We start from the raw sequence: 18,805 nt of genomic DNA, 5'->3' as shown, positions 1-18,805 counted from the left end.
TTAAAGCCCATCTTCAGATGGGCTTTTTTACGCGCCAGACACTATCTTTTAAACACACAAAAGAGTCTGAAAAGGAGAACGTGATGAAACGTGTACAGCATCATTACGCTGTTAATGTTGAATGGACGGGTAATACCGGCGAAGGAACATCCTCTTACCGCACCTACAGCCGCGACCATATCATCAGTGCCGGAGGTGGAGATAAAGCCGCCATAGCCGGGTCAGCAGACCCTGCCTTTTTAGGTGACCCAACCCGCTGGAACCCGGAAGAACTATTAGTTGCGGCAACATCTGCCTGCCATAAATTGTGGTACCTGCATTTATGTGCTGATGCCGGCATTGTGGTTCAGTCCTACACAGACACCCCGGAAGGTACGATGGTTGAAGAGCCAGAAGGGCGGTTTACTCAAATCCAGTTAAAACCTTGCGTGACGATTCGTGCGCAGGATGATGCGGAACTCGCCCGCAGCCTGCATCATAAGGCGCATCAATACTGCTTTATTGCTAACTCACTCAATTTCCCGGTTTTATGTGAGCCGGAAATCAAACAAGCCTGATCTGCCACCTGTTTTTTAGCCCCTGTTTTTGTCCTTAAATCAAAAATTACGAGGATAATCAGCAGGGGCGATGAGCATGAATTATACTCCTCTGACAAGAATATGATGTTTTTATTACAGTGTTTATCCTTGATCTATAAGGATAAAAACAGGTAAATCTCTTGTTGTCATAAAACTGTAATATTTCATACATTTTACTGTCATCTCTTTGTCCTATTTTGCACAGCGTAATCATTCTAAATAGAAGACAGACTCATTACCTCTGCAGGAGACATTATGAACATTATGCGTACCACCGTCGCAACTGTTGTCGCCGCGACCTTATCTCTGAGTGCTTTCTCTGCATTAGCAGCAGCCAGCCTGACCGGAGCCGGGGCTACGTTTCCTGCACCGGTTTACGCAAAATGGGCTGACACGTACCAGAAAGAAACAGGCAACAAAGTAAATTACCAAGGGATTGGTTCTTCTGGTGGTGTAAAACAGATTACTGCTCATACCGTTGATTTTGGTGCCTCAGACGCCCCATTGTCTGATGAAAGGCTGGAAAAAGAAGGTTTGTTCCAGTTCCCGACAGTGATTGGTGGTGTTGTTCTGGCCGTTAACTTGCCAGGTTTGAAATCCGGTGAACTGGTGCTGGATGGTAAAACACTGGGCGATATCTACCTGGGCAATATTAAAAAGTGGGATGACCCGGCCATTGCCAAACTCAACCCTGGCATGAAACTGCCTGCGCAGAATATCGCTGTGGTTCGCCGTGCCGACGGTTCAGGTACCTCTTTTGTTTTCACCAGCTACCTTGCAAAAGTTAATGATGAGTGGAAAGAGAAAGTTGGCACCGGAACCACCGTGAAATGGCCAACTGGCCTGGGCGGCAAAGGTAACGATGGTATTGCTGCTTTCGTACAGCGCCTGCCTGGCGCGATTGGTTATGTGGAATACGCATACGCCAAACAGAACAATCTGGCTTACACCAAACTGGTGTCAGCAGATGGCCAGCCTGTTAGCCCAACGGAAGAAAGCTTCTCCAATGCGGCGAAAGGGGCAGACTGGAGCAAATCCTTTGCACAGGATTTGACTAATCAAAAAGGGGCTGATGCGTGGCCTGTCACCTCTACTACCTTTATTTTGGTTCACAAAGAGCAGAAGAAACCCGAAAGCGGTATCGAAGTGCTGAAGTTCTTTGACTGGGCTTATAAGCAAGGTGGTAAAGAGGCTACAGACCTGGACTATGCAACCTTACCTGACAGCGTTGTCGAGCAGGTTCGTGCGGCATGGAAAACCAGCGTAAAAGACAGCGACGGTAAACCGTTGTATCAGTAATTTGGATGTTACCTTTCCCGGAAAATCAGCATAATAGCTGGCTTTCCGGGCTCAATCAGAAGAGTAATATATGGCTGCAACAAAGCCTGCGTTTAATCCCCCAGGCAAAAAGGGCGATATGATCTTCAGCGCACTGGTCAGACTGGCTGCGCTGATTGTGTTATTTCTGCTGGGTGGCATTATTGTCTCCCTTATCTTTTCTTCATGGCCAAGTATCCAGAAGTTCGGCTTTTCATTCCTGTGGACCAAAGACTGGGATGCGCCGAATGATATTTACGGTGCGCTGGTGCCTATTTACGGCACATTAGTGACATCGTTTATTGCTCTGCTGATTGCAGTGCCAGTGAGTTTCGGTATTGCGTTATTTCTTACTGAACTCGCACCTGGCTGGTTGCGCCGCCCGCTGGGTATTGCCATTGAATTGCTGGCTGCTATCCCCAGTATCGTTTATGGCATGTGGGGGTTGTTCATCTTCGCGCCCCTGTTCGCGACCTATTTCCAGGCACCCGTGGGCGATATCCTCTCTGCTATACCTTTCGTTGGCGCACTGTTTTCTGGCCCGGCTTTCGGTATTGGGATCCTGGCCGCAGGTGTGATTCTGGCCATCATGATTATCCCTTACATCGCGGCTGTTATGCGTGATGTGTTCGAACAGACTCCTACGTTAATGAAAGAGTCAGCCTATGGTATTGGCTGCACAACCTGGGAAGTTATCTGGCGTATTGTTCTGCCATTTACCAAAAATGGGGTAATTGGCGGGGTGATGCTGGGGCTCGGGCGCGCACTGGGTGAAACCATGGCTGTCACCTTTATTATTGGTAATACCTACCAACTGGACAGCGTTTCTCTGTATATGCCTGGCAACAGTATTACTTCTGCGCTGGCCAACGAATTTGCTGAAGCAGAGTCTGGCCTGCACGTTGCAGCATTGATGGAACTGGGCCTGATTCTGTTTGTTATCACCTTTATTGTACTGGCGATTTCTAAGCTCATGATTATGCGGCTGTCGAAGAACGAGGGGGCACGCTAATGGCAACGTTAGAAATGCAAAATGCCCAGGCACTGGCGGAAACCCGCCGCAAAATGCAGGCTCGCCGCCGCTTTAAAAATCGCATTGCTCTTACCATGTCCATGGCGACCATGGCGTTTGGTTTGTTCTGGCTTATCTGGATCCTGTTCTCGACCGTTACCCGCGGGATAGACGGTATGTCGCTGGCACTGTTTACCCAGATGACGCCGCCACCTAACACACCAGGCGGCGGGTTAGCTAACGCCCTTGCCGGTAGTGGCTTATTGATCCTCTGGGCAACAGCAGTTGGCACACCTTTGGGCATTCTGGCGGGGGTTTACCTGGCGGAGTATGGGCGTAAGTCTGTCCTGGCTGAGGTTATTCGTTTTATCAACGACATCCTGCTCTCTGCGCCTTCTATTGTGGTCGGCCTGTTTGTGTACACCATTGTGGTGGCGCAAATGCAGCACTTCTCCGGTTGGGCGGGTGTGATTGCCCTGGCGTTGCTGCAGGTGCCTATTGTTATTCGCACTACGGAAAACATGCTGAAACTGGTGCCGGACAGCCTGCGTGAAGCGGCTTATGCACTGGGCACACCTAAGTGGAAAATGATTGGGGCTATTACCCTGAAAGCGTCTGTCTCCGGGATTATTACCGGGGTGTTGTTGGCCGTAGCCCGTATTGCTGGTGAAACCGCGCCATTGCTGTTTACCGCGCTGTCCAACCAGTTCTGGAGCACCGATATGATGCAACCGCTGGCGAACTTACCTGTCACTATCTTTAAGTTCGCCATGAGCCCCTTTGCTGAATGGCAGCAACTGGCCTGGGCCGGGGTTCTGATTATCACACTGTGCGTCCTGTTACTGAATATTTTGGCTCGCGTGCTGTTCGCGAAGCGTAAACACGGTTAATTCATTTTTAGCGTTGTCGCAGAGGCTAACTTTGCGGCAGCGAATAAGGAAAAGAGATACATGAGTATGGCTGACAACAACCCGGGCAAAATTCAGGTGCGTAATCTGGACTTCTATTACGGGAAATTCCATGCCCTGAAAAACATCAACCTGGACATAGCTCAGAACCAGGTAACGGCATTTATCGGCCCGTCTGGTTGCGGTAAATCCACGCTGCTGCGCACCTTTAACAAAATGTTCGAGCTTTACCCTGAACAGCGTGCTGAAGGTGAGATTTTGTTGGATGGCGATAATATTCTCACCAACCGGCAGGATATTGCATTGTTGCGTGCCAAAGTCGGTATGGTGTTCCAGAAACCCACTCCGTTCCCGATGTCCATCTACGATAACATCGCGTTTGGTGTGCGTTTGTTTGAAAAATTATCCCGCGCAGATATGGACGAGCGTGTGCAGTGGGCTCTGACCAAAGCGGCCCTGTGGACGGAAACCAAAGATAAACTGCACCAGAGCGGCTACTCTTTATCTGGTGGTCAGCAGCAACGTCTGTGTATTGCACGGGGTATCGCCATTCGCCCGGAAGTGCTGCTGCTGGATGAACCCTGCTCCGCACTGGACCCTATCTCCACCGGGCGCATTGAAGAGCTGATTACCGAGCTCAAGCAGGACTATACCGTAGTGATTGTTACCCACAACATGCAGCAGGCTGCACGTTGTTCTGACTACACAGCGTTTATGTACCTGGGTGAGCTTATCGAATTCAGTAATACCGATAATCTGTTTACCACACCGCAGAAGAAACAAACCGAAGACTACATCACTGGCCGTTATGGTTGATGTGTCTGGCAGTGTTGAAACTGAAAAAGCAACCCATTTGGCGGTGTTATCACCGCTTTGCTGTAAAGCAAGTGTGTTGCAATCTGACAAAGCCTGTCGGGCATAAAGGAGTTCTGAATGGATAACCTCAATCTCAACAAACATATTTCTGGTCAGTTTAATGCCGAGCTGGAACATATCCGCACCCAGGTGATGGCGATGGGTGGGCTGGTTGAACAACAGCTCTCCGATGCCATTACTGCAATGCATAACCAGGACAGCGAACTGGCAAAAAGCGTGGTAGACGGCGACAAAAAAGTCAACATGATGGAAGTGGAGATAGATGAAGCCTGCGTGCGCATCATCGCCAAACGCCAGCCAACCGCCAGTGACTTACGCCTGGTAATGGCCATCATTAAAACCATTGCTGAACTGGAACGTATTGGTGATGTGGCTGACAAAATCTGCCGCACGGCGCTGGAGAAATTTTCCCAGCAGCACCAGCCCTTGCTGGTTAGCCTGGAGTCGTTAGGGCGCCATACCGTGCAAATGCTTCACGATGTTCTGGATGCCTTTGCCCGTATGGATATCGACGAAGCGGTGCGTATTTACCGTGAAGATAAAAAAGTGGATCAGGAATATGAAGGCATCGTGCGCCAACTGATGACCTACATGATGGAAGATTCACGCACGATCCCCAGCGTTCTGACAGCGTTGTTCTGCGCACGTTCCATTGAGCGTATTGGCGACCGTTGCCAGAATATTTGCGAATTTATCTTCTATTTCGTTAAAGGCCAGGATTTCCGCCATGTTGGCGGCGACGAACTGGATAAGTTGCTGGCGGGAAAAGATCCGAAAGAGTAATCGCTGGGAATATAAACTTGTAATTTTCTTCACGGCCAGTGAATCTAACATCATGATTCACTGGCCGTTATTTTTACTTCGCCACCCACTGGTGCTGGTGGTACTGCCACACTTGCTGGTGTTCATCCAACTGGTACAGAAACAACCAGCCGTTATTCACCAGGTCTGCAACAACCTGGTGGCGCAACATAATCGCTTCAATTGCCGCCTGCGGAGCCTGAATAAAAGCACTTAACCGTACGGGCTGGTGGCGATACTGTTTCCCGTCATGAACCGACTGGTTCGATAAACCAATCCGCAAATCACCGCCGTTCCCTTCAAACACCCCAATATGGCCGCCAACGACATTGTGCAGCAGCTTATTCCCACTACCATATTTCTCTGGTGCCGTAACCGAGGCGTAATATTGCAGGTTGATCCAGTTCATCACCAACAGGGGCGCGGTCATGATTTTTTCCAGTTGGGTGAATTCCGGGTCTTCACTGACATGGTATTCGTGCAAAAACGCCCGCCCGGCAAAGTTCAGGTTGCGTGTCAGGCTGCGGGGCGCAATAAACACCCCGGCGTTATTACATAACCCCCACTCTGGCCGCATTTGTGCCCAGTTAGTCGCACGCTGTTTAAAGAACCGGTGGGCTTGTGCCGCATCAGGCGCTTCAGGAACGGCGAACTGCGCTGCCCGGGTAATCCTTGCCTGGTTACTGGCTTCGTTAATCCAGGTGTTCCAGGGAGCGTCTGGTGCATCAAACACATTGAGGTCATCGGTTGTGGTGTTGTGCATGGCTGCGTAGAAATGCGTATCATCAGGTATTGTCACACCAAATGCAGGCATCTCTGCTCTGACGGCTGAATCATTTAACAACCAGGCCAGTACTTTGACATTCACTTCGCCAGTCTGGCCGCCACAGGCACCACAATCAAGGCTGGATGACGTATGGTTATTGCAGGTTTGGCTACCATGCCCGCTTAGCAGAACCACTTTTGCCAGCCGCTTACTTATCCCCATCGCTTTCAGAATACCGGCACCCAACTCAGCTTTTTCACTGGCGGTTAATGGCTGCTGATTGCGCTCCAAATCCCACTGCGCATTATTGCGAACATCGCGGTTGACGGGGTTTTCTGTACCGTGCTGCAACACAACACGCTTAAACAAACTGATAAGCTTCAGTAAACCACCCGCTTCAACCATACCCAGGTTGGAAGAGGGTTTTTCCAGGCTATTTTGCCAGCCGAGTTTGGTCAGGCGCAAAATACGCTCTGGCTGTTTGTGAGTTTGGCGGGCGACTAAATTGGGAGCCAGTAAACCTGGTAATTGCGGCCGGGAAAGGCTGCCATCCCAGGTTTGGTAACGAACAGGAATACCAAAGAACCCGGCGAAGCCTAATGTTTCAATCCCGCTGCTCTGGCTTTCCAGCGCCCGGCGCATGGGCTCTGAACGTACATCAATACAAAAAATTGCCTGTAATTCTGGCCTGTCCAGTTCGCGAACCGTTTTTGCCGCTTTAATTTGCGCAATCCAGGGGCATTGTACACTAAGCTCCAGTGCACGCTGCCACACCCAAAGCGGCGCCAGTTGTTGTTGTGCCAGGTGGTGGGACGCATCAATATGGCTTGCCTGATGGTGAATCGCCTGGCGAATAGTTGCGGCAGTATTCCCATGGTGCTGGCGTAACCACTGCATTAATACGGTGTCCCAGGCCAGCAGTATGGCGCTTAACCCGAGTGTGTGTGGCACATCAATGTGCTGGTTTTCAAGGCCTGCCTGCCAGTCGAGCCAGGACTGCCAGCCTGCCCAGCCCGATAACTGGTGCAACGATGCCAGCATAAATGCTTCAGCCCCTGCACTGTTTTCCCAGGTGTTTTGCCAGCGGTTGCCTGCTTCCTCAAATAACCCGTTAATTGTCTTTGGCAGTGCACGGAAACCAGCCAGCAAATCCACGCCTAACAAGGTTTTGATGCCCTTATCCCGTGCCACCACTTCTAACCAGCTTTGGTAAAGATGCTCGCCATTTTTCCCGGTTGAATCAAACCGCTCCGGGTACTGGTGGTAGAGCGCAATAAACTGGCTCACCTGCTGAACGATTTCCTGAGCCCAGCTATGACCTTGCTGCGAAGGGATAACCTCATCCATCAACATAGCCAGTGTTTTCCAGCGGAAAGTCAGCTCAGTATCATTATGCTGCAGGTCTTCCTCCAGTTGTGCCGGCGTCAGTGGGCTGTGCAGTTCTGCCAGCGCCTGAGATAAATGCTGTGGGGTGATTTGTTTACCCCACAACTTGCGGTAGTAGCTTTTGTTCATCAGCCCGGTAATGCCGCAAATAACCGCCTGCTTCGCAAAAATCTGAGTGATATCGCTATGGCGTTGTTGCCACCAGGGGTTGACGGCGACAGACTGGTCCAGTGGCCAGGCGGGCGCAATAGATGCGGCAACCTTCAGGGCGATATCTGACCAGGCCAGTTCAGTTGATTGTTCAGTCATTATTTGGCCTCCGTTTTTACCTGCTGCCATTGCGCATTCTGAAGCTTAATCAGTGACTCACTCGGCCATAATTTCAGTGTCAGGCGGGTTGCCCATTCATCAAGGTAAGCACCGGCATTGAGCCAGATAAACAAGCGTTTAACCCAACTGATATGGGGCCAGTACTGTAAGGCAATAGAGAGGGCAAACAGGCTGAAGAACAGCAGGGCGACAAAACTGTCGGCGTAAATATTCAGTGGTGCGTCCATTCCCACCAGTGTGCTTAAGTGGTGTTTTGCTGTGGTATAGAGGGTCAGTAGCCCTGCGGCGAAGGCCAGAGTGATGGCGATACGCGGCAGGCTACCTGCGTCCCAGCGGCTGACGCTTGGCAGAACCAACGCACTGAGCGCAAACCAAATCAGCACTGTAGCCGCCAGGCTGGTCATCATGGCGAATTGCCACTGTGCAATACTAATCAGGATAAGTGCGAAAGTGAGCGCCAGTACCCAGTGCCGCACCCGGGGCTTAACGCCACCCGCCAGTTTTGCCGCCAGGTAGTGGTTAACCGTATTCCCGCTATTGAGAAAGGAAAACGATTTATAAAACGAGTGCGCAAACAGGTGTAACAGCGCCATTTCATATAACCCGAGACCAATCTCCACCAGCATCAGCCCCATTTGCGAGCTGGTAGACCAGGCAAGCTTCACCTTTATGCTGATGCGTGTGGTGCTCACCAGGCCGGTAATAGTGGTGCTGACTCCGGCCAGAATCACCAGAAACCAGCATGCAGCCGGGCTTGCAGCCAGTACAGGGGAAAAAAACAGTAGCAGGATACCGCCAAGGTTAACGATACCGGCGTGCAACAGTGCAGAAACTGGCGTAGGTGCTTCTACAACCTGAATCAGCCAGCCATGAACCGGCAGCTGCGCGCATTTAATCAGCGCCACCATAGACAGTAATAGTGCTGCAATAGTGAGCTGAACACTGCCAGCGCTTTCGCTGGCACGGTGTACAATTTCACTGATAGTGGCAGTGTGGAACTGGCTGTACAGGGCTATAAAAGCGCCAGCAAGCAGCAGTTCACTCAGGCGGGCAAGCAGAAATTTTTTATGTGCCGCCAGTTGTGCCCTGGGGCGCTGCGGGTAGAACAAAATCAGGCGATGCAGACACAGGCTGACACTCACCCAGGCGGCCCAAAACAGGAGTAAGTGGTTACTGATGATCACCACGACAACTGCGGTGATGGTCATGAGTAACGCGCGCAAGAAGCGGCCCCGTTCACTTTCTCCACTGAACGCCACCCAACTGTAACGCACGATAGTGATACCCAGAATGGCTATCAATCCCAGCAGCATCAGTTTGAGCGGTGTGACCAGGAATAAAGAAAACATGATAGATCTCACATAATTGACAGTAGCCGTATTTTGGAATGTTGTTTAAATTAAGTAAAATATATATTAAATAAAAAAACGTTCTGTTTTACAGAATGGTTGGAATCTAATGAGCAGACTCAATTATCATCACCTCTATTACTTCTGGCAGGTTGCCCGGCAAGGGAACCTGACTCAGGCTGCGCAGAAATTACATATTTCTCAGTCTGCATTGTCCTCGCAAATCAAACAGTTAGAAAAAAGCCTGAACGTTGAGTTGTTCACCCGGGAAGGCCGTAAACTGACTCTGACTGAGAGTGGCTACCACGCCATGAACTATGCCGATGAGATCTTTAAAAATGGTGAAGAGCTGGAACAACTGCTGACAACGGGTACCGCGCTACCCAGCGCGCCATTGCGCATTGGTATTCTTTCCACGATTTCACGTAACTTTATTGATCAGTTCATCCAGCCATTGATTCAGCAGAATGACTGCCGCTTTTCACTGCAATCCATGAGCCAGACGGGGTTGTTGAATGCCATGGCAGAACTACAGCTCGACCTGGCGCTCACCAATATTCCCGTCAGAAGTGCCAGCACCAATAACTGGCAAAGCCGGGTTCTGGCGCGCCAGCCGGTGGCGATTATTGGCCCGCCAGGGCTCGCATTAACTGAAGAGTTTGGTGAAAGCTATCGCCACCAGCGTTGGGTATTGCCGTATGGCGAGAACCCGCTGCGTGCGGCATTTGATGCCTTTGCCGCACAATATCACCTGCTACCGGAAATAGTGGCTGAGTCTGACGACATGGCAATGCTGCGCTTGTTAACCCGCGATACCGGCGCACTGGCTGTGATGCCACCAGTGGTGGTGAAGGATGAGCTGGATTCCGGCGAGCTGAAAAGCTATATGCTGCTGCCTAATGTATACGAAAACTTCTATGCGGTTTCCGCCCAACGGCGTGTTGTTCACCCCAAACTGGGCATGTTGCTCAGGCCGCTGGTGGATGAGTAACTGAGTTGAATGGGTGCTTATAAAAACAAAAAACCGTATTAACAAGTAGTTAATACGGGTTAGTGAACGTTTACTGCTCTGCTCAGGCTGGCAATTATTTGCCGATACAAAAGCTCGAAAAAATCCGCCCCAGCAGGTCATCGGAGGTGAATTCGCCAGTAATTTCGCTCAATGCCTGTTGTGCCAGGCGCAGCTCTTCTGCCAGTAACTCACCCGCCCAGGCACCAAGCAACTGTTCTTTCCCTTGCTCCAGGTGTTGAGCTGCGGTTTCCAGAGCCTGCAAATGGCGGCGGCGAGCCAGGAAACCACCGCTTTCAGTGCTGGTATCGAAACCCATTGCGAGTTTCAGGTGGTCGCGCAGTACATCCACTCCTTCGCCATTGCGGGCAGAAAGCCGGATAAGTGAGTGACCATTCACTTCTGTGAGGCCTGCTGTTTCACCGGTGATATCGGCTTTATTACGCACTACGGTAATGGGCAAATGTGCCGGCAAACGGGCAATAAAATCAGGCCAGATTTGTGCCGGGTCTGTGGCATCAGTGGTGGTGCTGTCGACCATAAACAGCACACGGTCCGCCTGCTCGATTTCCTGCCATGCACGCTCAATCCCAATACGCTCTACTTCATCACTGGCTTCGCGCAACCCGGCGGTATCAATAATATGCAACGGCATACCATCGATATGAATATGTTCACGCAGTACATCGCGCGTGGTACCGGCAATATCCGTAACGATAGCGGCTTCACGCCCTGCCAGCGCATTTAACAGGCTGGATTTACCGGCATTGGGGCGCCCGGCAATCACCACTTTCATGCCTTCACGCAACAGGCTGCCCTGGCGCGCTTCACGGCGTACCTGCTCCAGGTCGCTCATCACTCCTGCTAATTCTGCTTCAATTTTCCCGTCAGACAGAAAATCAATTTCTTCATCCGGAAAATCAATGGCGGCTTCCACATAAATACGCAAATGCGTCAGGGCTTCCACCAGTTGGTTTACCCGGCTGGAAAACACCCCTTGCAGTGATCCGACAGCAGAACGGGCCGCCTGTTCGGAACTGGCATCAATCAAATCTGCAATGGCTTCCGCCTGGGCAAGATCCAGTTTGTCGTTCAAAAATGCCCGTTCTGAAAACTCACCCGGCCGGGCAATACGCACACCGGGAATGGTCAAAACGCGTTTCAGTAGTAAATCGAGAATAACCGGGCCGCCGTGGCCCTGCAGTTCCAGAACATCTTCGCCTGTAAACGAATTGGGGCCAGGAAACCACAGCGCGATACCCTGATCCAGAGGTGAATTATCCACATCGCGAAAAGGCAGGTAATCGGCATAACGGGGCTTTGGCAGTTTACCCAGCACGATTTTGGCTACGTCCTGGGCTTGTTTACCGGAAACCCGCAAAATACCCACACCGCCCCGGCCTGGGGGCGTTGCCTGTGCAACAATGGTATCGTTATGGCTCATAAGTCTTTCTCTGTGATGTTTCGGTTATTCCCCGCCTGTTGCTTAACAGTGGCGGCACGGCATAAAAATAAAGAAGGCGGTCATCTGACCGCCTTCTGTGGTGCTGTTATCCTGCGCTAAATTTTATCAGGATTTTTTCTTTTCGCGGCTATGCAAACCACGTTTTTCCAGCCCACGGTAAATCAGTTGCTGCTGGATGATGGTAACCAGGTTGCTGACGATATAGTACAGCACCAGACCAGACGGGAACCACAGGAAGAAGACGGTGAAGATGACCGGCATAAAGGTCATTATCTTCTGCTGCATCGGGTCGGTCACTGTGGTCGGTGACATCTTCTGAATGAAGAACATTGTCACGCCCATCAGGATAGGCAGAATGTAGTACGGGTCCTGTGCTGACAAGTCGTGGATCCACAGAGCAAATGGCGCATGGCGCAGCTCAACGGAACCCATCAACATGTAGTACAGCGCCAGGAAGATAGGCATCTGAATAACAAGCGGGAAGCAACCACCAAGCGGGTTAACTTTCTCTGCCTTGTACATCGCCATCATTTCCTGGCTGATACGCTGCTTATCGTCGCCCAGGCGCTCACGCATTGCCTGAATTTTCGGCTGCAGCATACGCATTTTCGCCATGGAGGTGTACTGCGCTTTGGTCAGCGGGTACATGATGCCACGCACGATAAAGGTAATAACGATGATGGAGAAGCCCCAGTTACCCAGGAAGCTGTGGATAAATTTCAACAGTTTGAACAACGGCTGAGAGATAAACCACAACCAGCCATAATCCACGGTTAAATCCAGGTGCGGTGCAACTGCAGCCATTTTATCCTGAATTTCCGGGCCAACCCACAGGGTGCTGCCCAGTGTGCCAGTCTGGCCGGGCTGAACAACAACCGGTGCAGATTTATAGTTAATTGCTGCAACGCCATTGCCGAGATCAGCTGTCGAGAAGGTGTTCACGCCTTTGGTGTCCGGAACCCATGCAGTAGCAAAATATTGCTGCAACATAGCAATCCAGCCGCCCTGAGATGTGGTGTTCAGGTTCTCGTTATCTGCGATTTTATCGAATTTGTATTTTTCGTATTTCGCATCAGACGTGGAGTAAGCCGCGCCGCGGAACGTGTGCAGAGCAAAGTTGTTGCTGCCGGTATCGCGGTGTTTTGGCAAGTTGATAGATTGTTTCAACTGACCAAATGCAGAGAGTTCCAGTGGTTTCTCAGAGGCGTTTTTCACGCTGTAATCCACTTTCACCGCAAATGAACCCCGTTTCAGAACAAAGGTTTTGGTGAAAACGTTACCTGCGGCATCGGTCCAGGTCATCGGAATAGACAATTCATTCTGGCCGTCAGCCAGAGCAAAGCTGTCACTCCCAACATTGTACAGAGGACGTTCACCATTAGCCGGGTTATCCGGGCCATCGCGGCCGGTTAAGCCACTTTGTGCCTGATAAATAAAATCAGGAGTGCTTTCCAGCAACTGGAACGGTTCGTTGGAGCCAAGGTCTTTGGGATAAGTTAACAGCAGCGCCTGCTCAACATCACCACCACGCGTGTTGATGGTCAGAGAGAGGACATCCGTTTTAACTGTAATGAGTTTTCCCTGGCCACTGGCCGGTACGCCCTGGTCGGCGGCGCTACCCGCTGCGGTAGTCGTAGTCTGCGTGGTCTGTTGGGTCTGCGGAGCGTTATCTTGCTCCCAGGCCTGCCAGATCATGAAAGACACGAACAACAAAGCGATGATAAGAAGATTGCGTTGCGAATCCATCGTTAGTGTTCTCTGGTATCAAAAGGTCCTGGCGGGACGGGGTCGTCACCACCCGGGTGTAAAGGGTGGCATTTTAATACGCGTTTTATTGTCAACCAACTGCCTTTTACTACTCCAAACCTGCGCAATGCCTCAATTCCGTATTGCGAACAGGTTGGTGTGAAACGACAATGCGGCCCGAGAAGCGGACTAATCAGGCGCTGATAGACCTTTATCAGGCCTATCAGGAGCCGGGAGCCTGGCGACAATGACGGCGCCATAACTTTTCCAGTATTTCCATTAGCGTACGGTTATCGAGGTCGGCAATCCCGCGTTTCGCTACCACCACAAAATCCATGGAAGGCAGTTCATGCTGACGTAAACGGAAACTTTCACGCGTCAAACGTTTGATACGGTTACGCTCATGAGCGCGCCGAACATTCTTTTTGGCGACTGTAAGACCGATACGGGGATGCCCCAGCGAATTCAGGCGGCCGAGGATGGTGATTTGCGGCGTGCCAGCCCGTTGTGGCTGCTGGAAGACGAAAGTGAAATGATTGGGAGTTAACAAACGTAACTCCCTGGGAAAAGCGAGCTTAACCACTCAGGGGTTAGCTATTACTTAGAAACGGTCAGACGAGCGCGGCCTTTAGCACGACGACGTGCCAGAACCTGACGACCATTTTTAGTTGCCATACGAGCGCGGAAGCCGTGAGAGCGGTTGCGCTTCAGTACAGACGGTTGAAAAGTGCGTTTCATGGCGATTTCTACCTAAGCTTGGAAAAAAAACACTTACTTTTGCGTATGCCCGGACAAGTTGCGAACGACTTACGCCTCAGTGTGGCTAAATAAAGAGGCAGGATTGTAATAATTGTACACTCCAGAGTCAATTCACTTTCCTTATTGCACACAGGTAACAGTAGCTTTTCGCTTGAAAAACAAACGAATTACCTGCAACAAAAACCGGAGCGATGACGCGTCGGGTCGCAAATTATACGGGGTCCGGTATAAAGCGCAAGGATCACAGGGATCTTTAATCAGATCACTAAAGATAAATTTTGCTACGGGTCATTGAATTTTCCAATTTGTGGCTGAAATAGTGCCGCCCCTAAGCCGGGATCGATTACACTGGATCAGTCAGACAGGGGCCTGTGGATAAATCACGAAGAAACTGTGAGAAACAGAAGATCTCTGGCCCACTTTACGCTATGATCCGCGGTCCCTTCTCAGGATCGGGATCCTGTAAAAGGGAAAACCGCAAACAGAATAGCGGTTCGCATGCTACCCAGAATCAGGGCTGTCGGCGTGTGTCAACAATCATGAATGTATCAGTCTTTGTCATTTATCGACTTTGTTCGAGTGGAGTCCGCCGTGTCACTTTCGCTTTGGCAGCAGTGTCTTGCCCGATTGCAGGATGAGTTACCCGCCACAGAATTCAGCATGTGGATACGTCCACTACAGGCGGAACTGAGCGATAACACGCTGGCCCTTTATGCGCCAAACCGTTTTGTGCTCGACTGGGTGCGGGATAAGTACCTGAATAATATCAACGGATTGTTAAACGATTTCTGTGGTGCGGATGCACCCCAGTTGCGCTTTGAAGTAGGGGCCCGTCCTGCTGTTCAGCCTGTTGTCGCTTCTGCGGCAGCAGCGCCTGCCGTTGCGCCGCGTCCGGCGGCGGTACCCGTGCGCCCCAGTTGGGATAACGTCCCGGCACCGGCTGAGCCTTCTTACCGCTCTAACGTTAACCTGAAACATACGTTTGATAACTTTGTTGAAGGTAAATCTAACCAGCTGGCCCGTGCTGCGGCCCGCCAGGTGGCGGATAACCCTGGCGGAGCATATAACCCTCTTTTCCTTTATGGCGGTACAGGTTTAGGGAAAACCCACCTGTTACACGCTGTTGGCAATGGCATTGTGGCGCGTAAGCCCAATGCGAAAGTGGTGTATATGCACTCAGAGCGTTTTGTTCAGGATATGGTTAAGGCATTGCAAAATAACGCAATTGAAGAGTTCAAGCGTTATTACCGCTCGGTTGATGCCCTGCTTATCGATGATATCCAGTTCTTTGCCAATAAAGAGCGTTCACAGGAAGAGTTCTTCCATACGTTTAACGCACTGCTGGAAGGCAACCAACAGATCATCCTGACGTCAGATCGTTACCCGAAAGAGATCAATGGCGTTGAAGATCGTCTGAAATCCCGCTTTGGCTGGGGGTTAACGGTTGCCATTGAGCCACCAGAGCTGGAAACTCGCGTGGCAATCCTGATGAAAAAGGCAGATGAAAACGATATTCGCCTGCCCGGTGAAGTGGCCTTCTTTATTGCCAAGCGCCTGCGTTCAAATGTGCGTGAGCTGGAAGGGGCACTGAACCGTGTTATTGCTAACGCCAATTTTACTGGCCGGGCAATTACTATCGATTTTGTCCGTGAAGCGCTGCGAGATTTGCTGGCCTTGCAGGAAAAACTGGTCACTATCGACAATATTCAAAAGACAGTGGCAGAGTACTACAAGATCAAAGTGGCCGATTTGCTGTCCAAACGGCGTTCACGCTCTGTGGCGCGCCCCCGGCAAATGGCAATGGCCCTGGCAAAAGAATTAACCAACCACAGTCTGCCGGAAATCGGTGATGCCTTCGGTGGTCGTGACCATACAACTGTGCTTCATGCCTGCCGTAAAATCGAGCAGTTGCGTGAAGAAAGTCACGACATCAAAGAAGATTTTTCCAATTTAATCAGAACACTATCTTCGTGACACTATGAAATTTACCGTTGAACGTGAACATTTATTAAAACCGCTCCAACAAGTGAGCGGTCCTTTAGGTGGTCGCCCGACGTTACCTATCCTGGGTAACTTGCTGTTGCAGGTTACGGAAGGGGCGCTGTCGCTGACTGGTACTGACCTTGAAATGGAAATGGTGGCGCGTGTTAGCCTGGTTCAGCCTCATGAACCGGGGGCAACCACGGTGCCAGCCCGTAAATTCTTTGATATTTGCCGTGGTCTGCCGGAAGGCGCGGAAATCGCGGTTACGCTGGAAGGCGACCGCATGCTGGTGCGTTCCGGGCGCAGCCGTTTTTCGCTGTCTACATTGCCCGCCGCCGATTTCCCGAATCTCGATGACTGGCAAAGTGAAGTGGAATTCACACTGCCGCAGGCCACCATGAAACGCCTGATCGAAGCCACGCAATTTTCTATGGCTCACCAGGATGTGCGCTACTACCTGAACGGCATGCTGTTTGAAACCGAAGGTGAAGAACTGCGTACCGTGGCAACCGATGGCCACCGCCTGGCGGTATGTGCCATGCCGGTTGGGCAAACACTGCCCGCTCACTCTGTAATAGTGCCGCGCAAAGGCGTTATTGAATTAATGCGTATGCTGGATGGCGGCGATACACCGTTGCAGGTGCAAATTGGCAGCAACAATATCCGTGCCCATGTTGGTGACTTCATTTTCACTTCGAAACTGGTTGATGGCCGTTTCCCGGATTACCGCCGCGTATTGCCGAAGAACCCGGATAAAACCCTGGAAGCAGGTTGCGATTTGTTAAAACAGGCTTTTGCCCGCGCAGCCATTCTTTCTAATGAAAAATTCCGTGGTGTTCGCCTGTATGTGAGTGAGAACCAACTGAAAATTACAGCCAACAACCCGGAACAGGAAGAAGCGGAAGAGATTCTGGATGTGACCTACGCAGGCACAGAAATGGAAATCGGCTTCAACGTAAGTTACGTACTGGATGTTCTTAACGTGCTGAAGTGCGAAAATGTGCGTATCCTGCTTACCGATTCCGTTTCCAGTGTGCAAATTGAAGATGCAGCAAGCCAGGCCGCGGCCTACGTTGTTATGCCAATGCGCCTGTAGAACTACTGGGGAAACGGCTAAAGAGAGAAGGTTAAGCGTGCAAACACCTTCTCTTTGCCAGTGAGCCAGTAACAGTAAGCCAGTAAATAGAAATCAATGAATTGATTTTTAGTGTGTTTTATTTACCACCTGAAACCTTACCAGCGGCAGGGTAAGGCGGGTCATCAGCCTGGGGTTATTTGACTTGTTATTCCGGCACGTTCAGCACCGGTTTTTAGTGGCGCTTCAGGCCCGTTGTTTATCCATCCCCGGTTTATGCGGGTTGTGGGTAGCCAGCCATTTTCCGGAAAACGGCAACAAATACCTCCGGGTGATGCGTTAATCATGTCGCTGTCTCGTTTACTTATCAAAGATTTCCGTAATATAGAAAGCGCGGATCTCCTGTTATCTCCCGGCTTTAATTTCCTGGTCGGTGCCAATGGCAGCGGCAAAACCAGTGTGCTGGAAGCGATTTACACCCTGGGGCACGGGCGGGCGTTTCGCAGCCTGCAAACCGGCCGGGTGATTCGCCATGACCAGCCAGATTTTGTGCTGCATGGCCGGTTACAAGGGGATTCACGGGAAATCGCCGTTGGGCTGACAAAAGACCGCCTCGGCGACAGCAAAGTCAGAATTGATGGCACGGACGGGCATAAAGTTGCTGAACTGGCGCACTTAATGCCCATGCAGTTGATTACTCCGGAAGGCTTCACCCTGCTTAATGGCGGGCCGAAGTTTCGCCGGGCGTTTATCGACTGGGGGTGTTTCCATGATGAACCGGCGTTTTTCAACGCATGGAGCAACCTTAAACGCCTGCTCCGGCAACGAAATGCCGCGTTGCGCCAGGTTACTCACTACAACCAGTTACTTCCCTGGGATAAGGAACTGGCTCCGCTGGCGGAGCAAATCAGCCAGTGGCGGGCGCAGTACAGTGAAGCGATTGCCGAAGATATGGCACAAACCTGCGCTCTGTTTTTACCCGAGTTTCACCTGGCGTTTTCTTTCCAGCGCGGCTGGGAAAAAGAGACGCCTTACAGTGAGGTGCTGGCACGCAGTTTTGAGCGCGACCGTGCGCTGACCTACACCTCTCATGGCCCTCACAAGGCAGATTTCCGCATTCGTGCTGATGGCGCGCCAGTGGAAGATACCCTGTCGAGAGGGCAGTTAAAGTTATTGATGTGTGCCCTGCGGCTGGCGCAAGGTGAATTTCTCACCCGGCGTAGCGGGCGGCACTGCCTCTACTTAATAGATGATTTTGCTTCTGAGCTTGATGACCGCCGGCGAGGTTTACTTGCCAGCCGTTTGAAGGCCACACAGTCACAAGTTTTTGTGAGTGCCATTAGCGCAGAACATGTGATGGACATGGCGGATAAAAATTCCAGGATGTTCGCTGTGGATCAGGGTAAAATAACGGATTAACTTAGTTTAAATGAGCGAGAAACGTT

At 51.1% G+C, this 18,805-nt stretch carries 17 protein-coding genes; 10 read left to right on the top strand and 7 right to left on the bottom strand.

The genetic code is table 11. The annotated features are described in order from the left end of the window. The first annotated feature begins 83 nt into the window (after positions 1-83). The 6 genes from DT73_RS19915 to phoU all read left to right on the top strand — a co-directional run bounded on the left by DT73_RS19915 (position 84) and on the right by phoU (position 5,474). Positions 84-557 carry an OsmC family protein gene (locus DT73_RS19915; protein ID WP_036114088.1) on the top strand — a complete coding sequence of 158 codons (474 nt, stop codon included), beginning with the start codon at positions 84-86 and terminating at the stop codon, positions 555-557. 276 nt (positions 558-833) lie between these two features. After that, on the top strand, positions 834-1,877 hold the full coding sequence (gene pstS / locus DT73_RS19910; RefSeq protein ID WP_036113986.1) for a phosphate ABC transporter substrate-binding protein PstS: 1,044 nt from the start codon (positions 834-836) through the stop codon (positions 1,875-1,877). Positions 1,878-1,947: 70 nt separating this feature from the next. Further along, positions 1,948-2,907: a phosphate ABC transporter permease PstC gene (gene pstC / locus DT73_RS19905; protein ID WP_036113982.1), complete on the top strand. Its 960-nt coding sequence runs from the start codon at positions 1,948-1,950 to the stop codon at positions 2,905-2,907. Continuing rightward, the gene (gene pstA / locus DT73_RS19900; protein WP_036113977.1) at positions 2,907-3,797 is read left to right on the top strand and encodes a phosphate ABC transporter permease PstA; all 891 of its coding nucleotides are present in this window, start codon (positions 2,907-2,909) and stop codon (positions 3,795-3,797) included. Before pstC ends, pstA begins: the two co-directional genes overlap by 1 nt. 60 nt (positions 3,798-3,857) lie before the next feature. Next, positions 3,858-4,631: a phosphate ABC transporter ATP-binding protein PstB gene (gene pstB, locus DT73_RS19895; RefSeq protein WP_036113974.1), complete on the top strand. Its 774-nt coding sequence runs from the start codon at positions 3,858-3,860 to the stop codon at positions 4,629-4,631. Between the two features lie 117 nt (positions 4,632-4,748). After that, positions 4,749-5,474, top strand: a complete 726-nt coding sequence (phoU, locus tag DT73_RS19890; RefSeq protein WP_036113971.1) for a phosphate signaling complex protein PhoU — start codon at positions 4,749-4,751, stop codon at positions 5,472-5,474. A gap of 73 nt (positions 5,475-5,547) precedes the next feature. On the opposite strand, the gene DT73_RS19885 is transcribed toward phoU, so the two are convergent. After that, the gene (locus tag DT73_RS19885) at positions 5,548-7,953 is read right to left on the bottom strand and encodes a DUF2309 domain-containing protein (RefSeq protein WP_036113969.1); all 2,406 of its coding nucleotides are present in this window, start codon (positions 7,951-7,953) and stop codon (positions 5,548-5,550) included. After that, complete coding sequence (locus DT73_RS19880; RefSeq protein WP_051691487.1) at positions 7,953-9,323, bottom strand: NADH-quinone oxidoreductase subunit L; 1,371 nt, start codon at positions 9,321-9,323, stop codon at positions 7,953-7,955. Before DT73_RS19880 ends, DT73_RS19885 begins: the two co-directional genes overlap by 1 nt. A gap of 109 nt (positions 9,324-9,432) precedes the next feature. Between DT73_RS19880 and DT73_RS19875 the strand changes: the two genes are divergently transcribed. Beyond that, positions 9,433-10,314, top strand: coding sequence for a LysR family transcriptional regulator (locus DT73_RS19875; RefSeq protein WP_036113967.1), 882 nt, complete (start codon positions 9,433-9,435; stop codon positions 10,312-10,314). 94 nt (positions 10,315-10,408) lie between these two features. Here the strand turns inward: DT73_RS19875 and mnmE are convergent, their stop codons facing one another. The 5 genes from mnmE to rpmH all read right to left on the bottom strand — a co-directional run bounded on the left by mnmE (position 10,409) and on the right by rpmH (position 14,281). Beyond that, on the bottom strand, positions 10,409-11,776 hold the full coding sequence (gene mnmE, locus DT73_RS19870) for a tRNA uridine-5-carboxymethylaminomethyl(34) synthesis GTPase MnmE (protein ID WP_036113963.1): 1,368 nt from the start codon (positions 11,774-11,776) through the stop codon (positions 10,409-10,411). A 126-nt stretch (positions 11,777-11,902) separates the two neighbouring features. Further along, complete coding sequence (gene yidC / locus DT73_RS19865) at positions 11,903-13,543, bottom strand: membrane protein insertase YidC (protein WP_036113960.1); 1,641 nt, start codon at positions 13,541-13,543, stop codon at positions 11,903-11,905. 2 nt (positions 13,544-13,545) lie between these two features. Then, positions 13,546-13,803, bottom strand: coding sequence for a membrane protein insertion efficiency factor YidD (yidD, locus tag DT73_RS25715; RefSeq protein ID WP_072006999.1), 258 nt, complete (start codon positions 13,801-13,803; stop codon positions 13,546-13,548). After that, positions 13,767-14,126, bottom strand: a complete 360-nt coding sequence (rnpA, locus tag DT73_RS19860; protein WP_036113957.1) for a ribonuclease P protein component — start codon at positions 14,124-14,126, stop codon at positions 13,767-13,769. Before rnpA ends, yidD begins: the two co-directional genes overlap by 37 nt. A gap of 14 nt (positions 14,127-14,140) precedes the next feature. Continuing rightward, positions 14,141-14,281, bottom strand: a complete 141-nt coding sequence (rpmH, locus tag DT73_RS25710) for a 50S ribosomal protein L34 (protein ID WP_000831330.1) — start codon at positions 14,279-14,281, stop codon at positions 14,141-14,143. A 612-nt stretch (positions 14,282-14,893) separates the two neighbouring features. Between rpmH and dnaA the strand changes: the two genes are divergently transcribed. The 3 genes from dnaA (at position 14,894) to recF (ending at position 18,779) form a co-directional block, all read left to right on the top strand. Then, positions 14,894-16,276: a chromosomal replication initiator protein DnaA gene (dnaA, locus tag DT73_RS19855; protein WP_036113956.1), complete on the top strand. Its 1,383-nt coding sequence runs from the start codon at positions 14,894-14,896 to the stop codon at positions 16,274-16,276. Between the two features lie 4 nt (positions 16,277-16,280). Continuing rightward, a complete protein-coding gene (dnaN, locus tag DT73_RS19850; protein ID WP_036113955.1) occupies positions 16,281-17,381 on the top strand; it encodes a DNA polymerase III subunit beta in 1,101 nt (366 codons plus the stop codon). A gap of 324 nt (positions 17,382-17,705) precedes the next feature. Further along, positions 17,706-18,779: a DNA replication/repair protein RecF gene (recF, locus tag DT73_RS19845; protein ID WP_036114080.1), complete on the top strand. Its 1,074-nt coding sequence runs from the start codon at positions 17,706-17,708 to the stop codon at positions 18,777-18,779. Positions 18,780-18,805: the final 26 nt, after the last annotated feature.

Source organism: Mangrovibacter sp. MFB070 (assembly GCF_000705335.1).
GTDB lineage: Bacteria > Pseudomonadota > Gammaproteobacteria > Enterobacterales > Enterobacteriaceae > Mangrovibacter > Mangrovibacter plantisponsor.
The sequence above is the reverse complement of the archived record's forward strand: the minus strand, read 5'-3'. Positions and strand labels throughout refer to the sequence as shown.

What these genes read in the sequence shown, in the direction of transcription:
- DT73_RS19915 (WP_036114088.1), top strand. Translation starts at nt 84, where the DNA reads ATGAAACGTGTACAGCATCATTACGCTGTTAATGTTGAATGGACGGGT.
- pstS (WP_036113986.1), top strand. Translation starts at nt 834, where the DNA reads ATGAACATTATGCGTACCACCGTCGCAACTGTTGTCGCCGCGACCTTA.
- pstC (WP_036113982.1), top strand. Translation starts at nt 1,948, where the DNA reads ATGGCTGCAACAAAGCCTGCGTTTAATCCCCCAGGCAAAAAGGGCGAT.
- pstA (WP_036113977.1), top strand. Translation starts at nt 2,907, where the DNA reads ATGGCAACGTTAGAAATGCAAAATGCCCAGGCACTGGCGGAAACCCGC.
- pstB (WP_036113974.1), top strand. Translation starts at nt 3,858, where the DNA reads ATGAGTATGGCTGACAACAACCCGGGCAAAATTCAGGTGCGTAATCTG.
- phoU (WP_036113971.1), top strand. Translation starts at nt 4,749, where the DNA reads ATGGATAACCTCAATCTCAACAAACATATTTCTGGTCAGTTTAATGCC.
- DT73_RS19885 (WP_036113969.1), bottom strand. Translation starts at nt 7,953, where the DNA reads ATGACTGAACAATCAACTGAACTGGCCTGGTCAGATATCGCCCTGAAG.
- DT73_RS19880 (WP_051691487.1), bottom strand. Translation starts at nt 9,323, where the DNA reads ATGTTTTCTTTATTCCTGGTCACACCGCTCAAACTGATGCTGCTGGGA.
- DT73_RS19875 (WP_036113967.1), top strand. Translation starts at nt 9,433, where the DNA reads ATGAGCAGACTCAATTATCATCACCTCTATTACTTCTGGCAGGTTGCC.
- mnmE (WP_036113963.1), bottom strand. Translation starts at nt 11,776, where the DNA reads ATGAGCCATAACGATACCATTGTTGCACAGGCAACGCCCCCAGGCCGG.
- yidC (WP_036113960.1), bottom strand. Translation starts at nt 13,543, where the DNA reads ATGGATTCGCAACGCAATCTTCTTATCATCGCTTTGTTGTTCGTGTCT.
- yidD (WP_072006999.1), bottom strand. Translation starts at nt 13,803, where the DNA reads ATGGCGCCGTCATTGTCGCCAGGCTCCCGGCTCCTGATAGGCCTGATA.
- rpmH (WP_000831330.1), bottom strand. Translation starts at nt 14,281, where the DNA reads ATGAAACGCACTTTTCAACCGTCTGTACTGAAGCGCAACCGCTCTCAC.
- dnaN (WP_036113955.1), top strand. Translation starts at nt 16,281, where the DNA reads ATGAAATTTACCGTTGAACGTGAACATTTATTAAAACCGCTCCAACAA.
- recF (WP_036114080.1), top strand. Translation starts at nt 17,706, where the DNA reads ATGTCGCTGTCTCGTTTACTTATCAAAGATTTCCGTAATATAGAAAGC.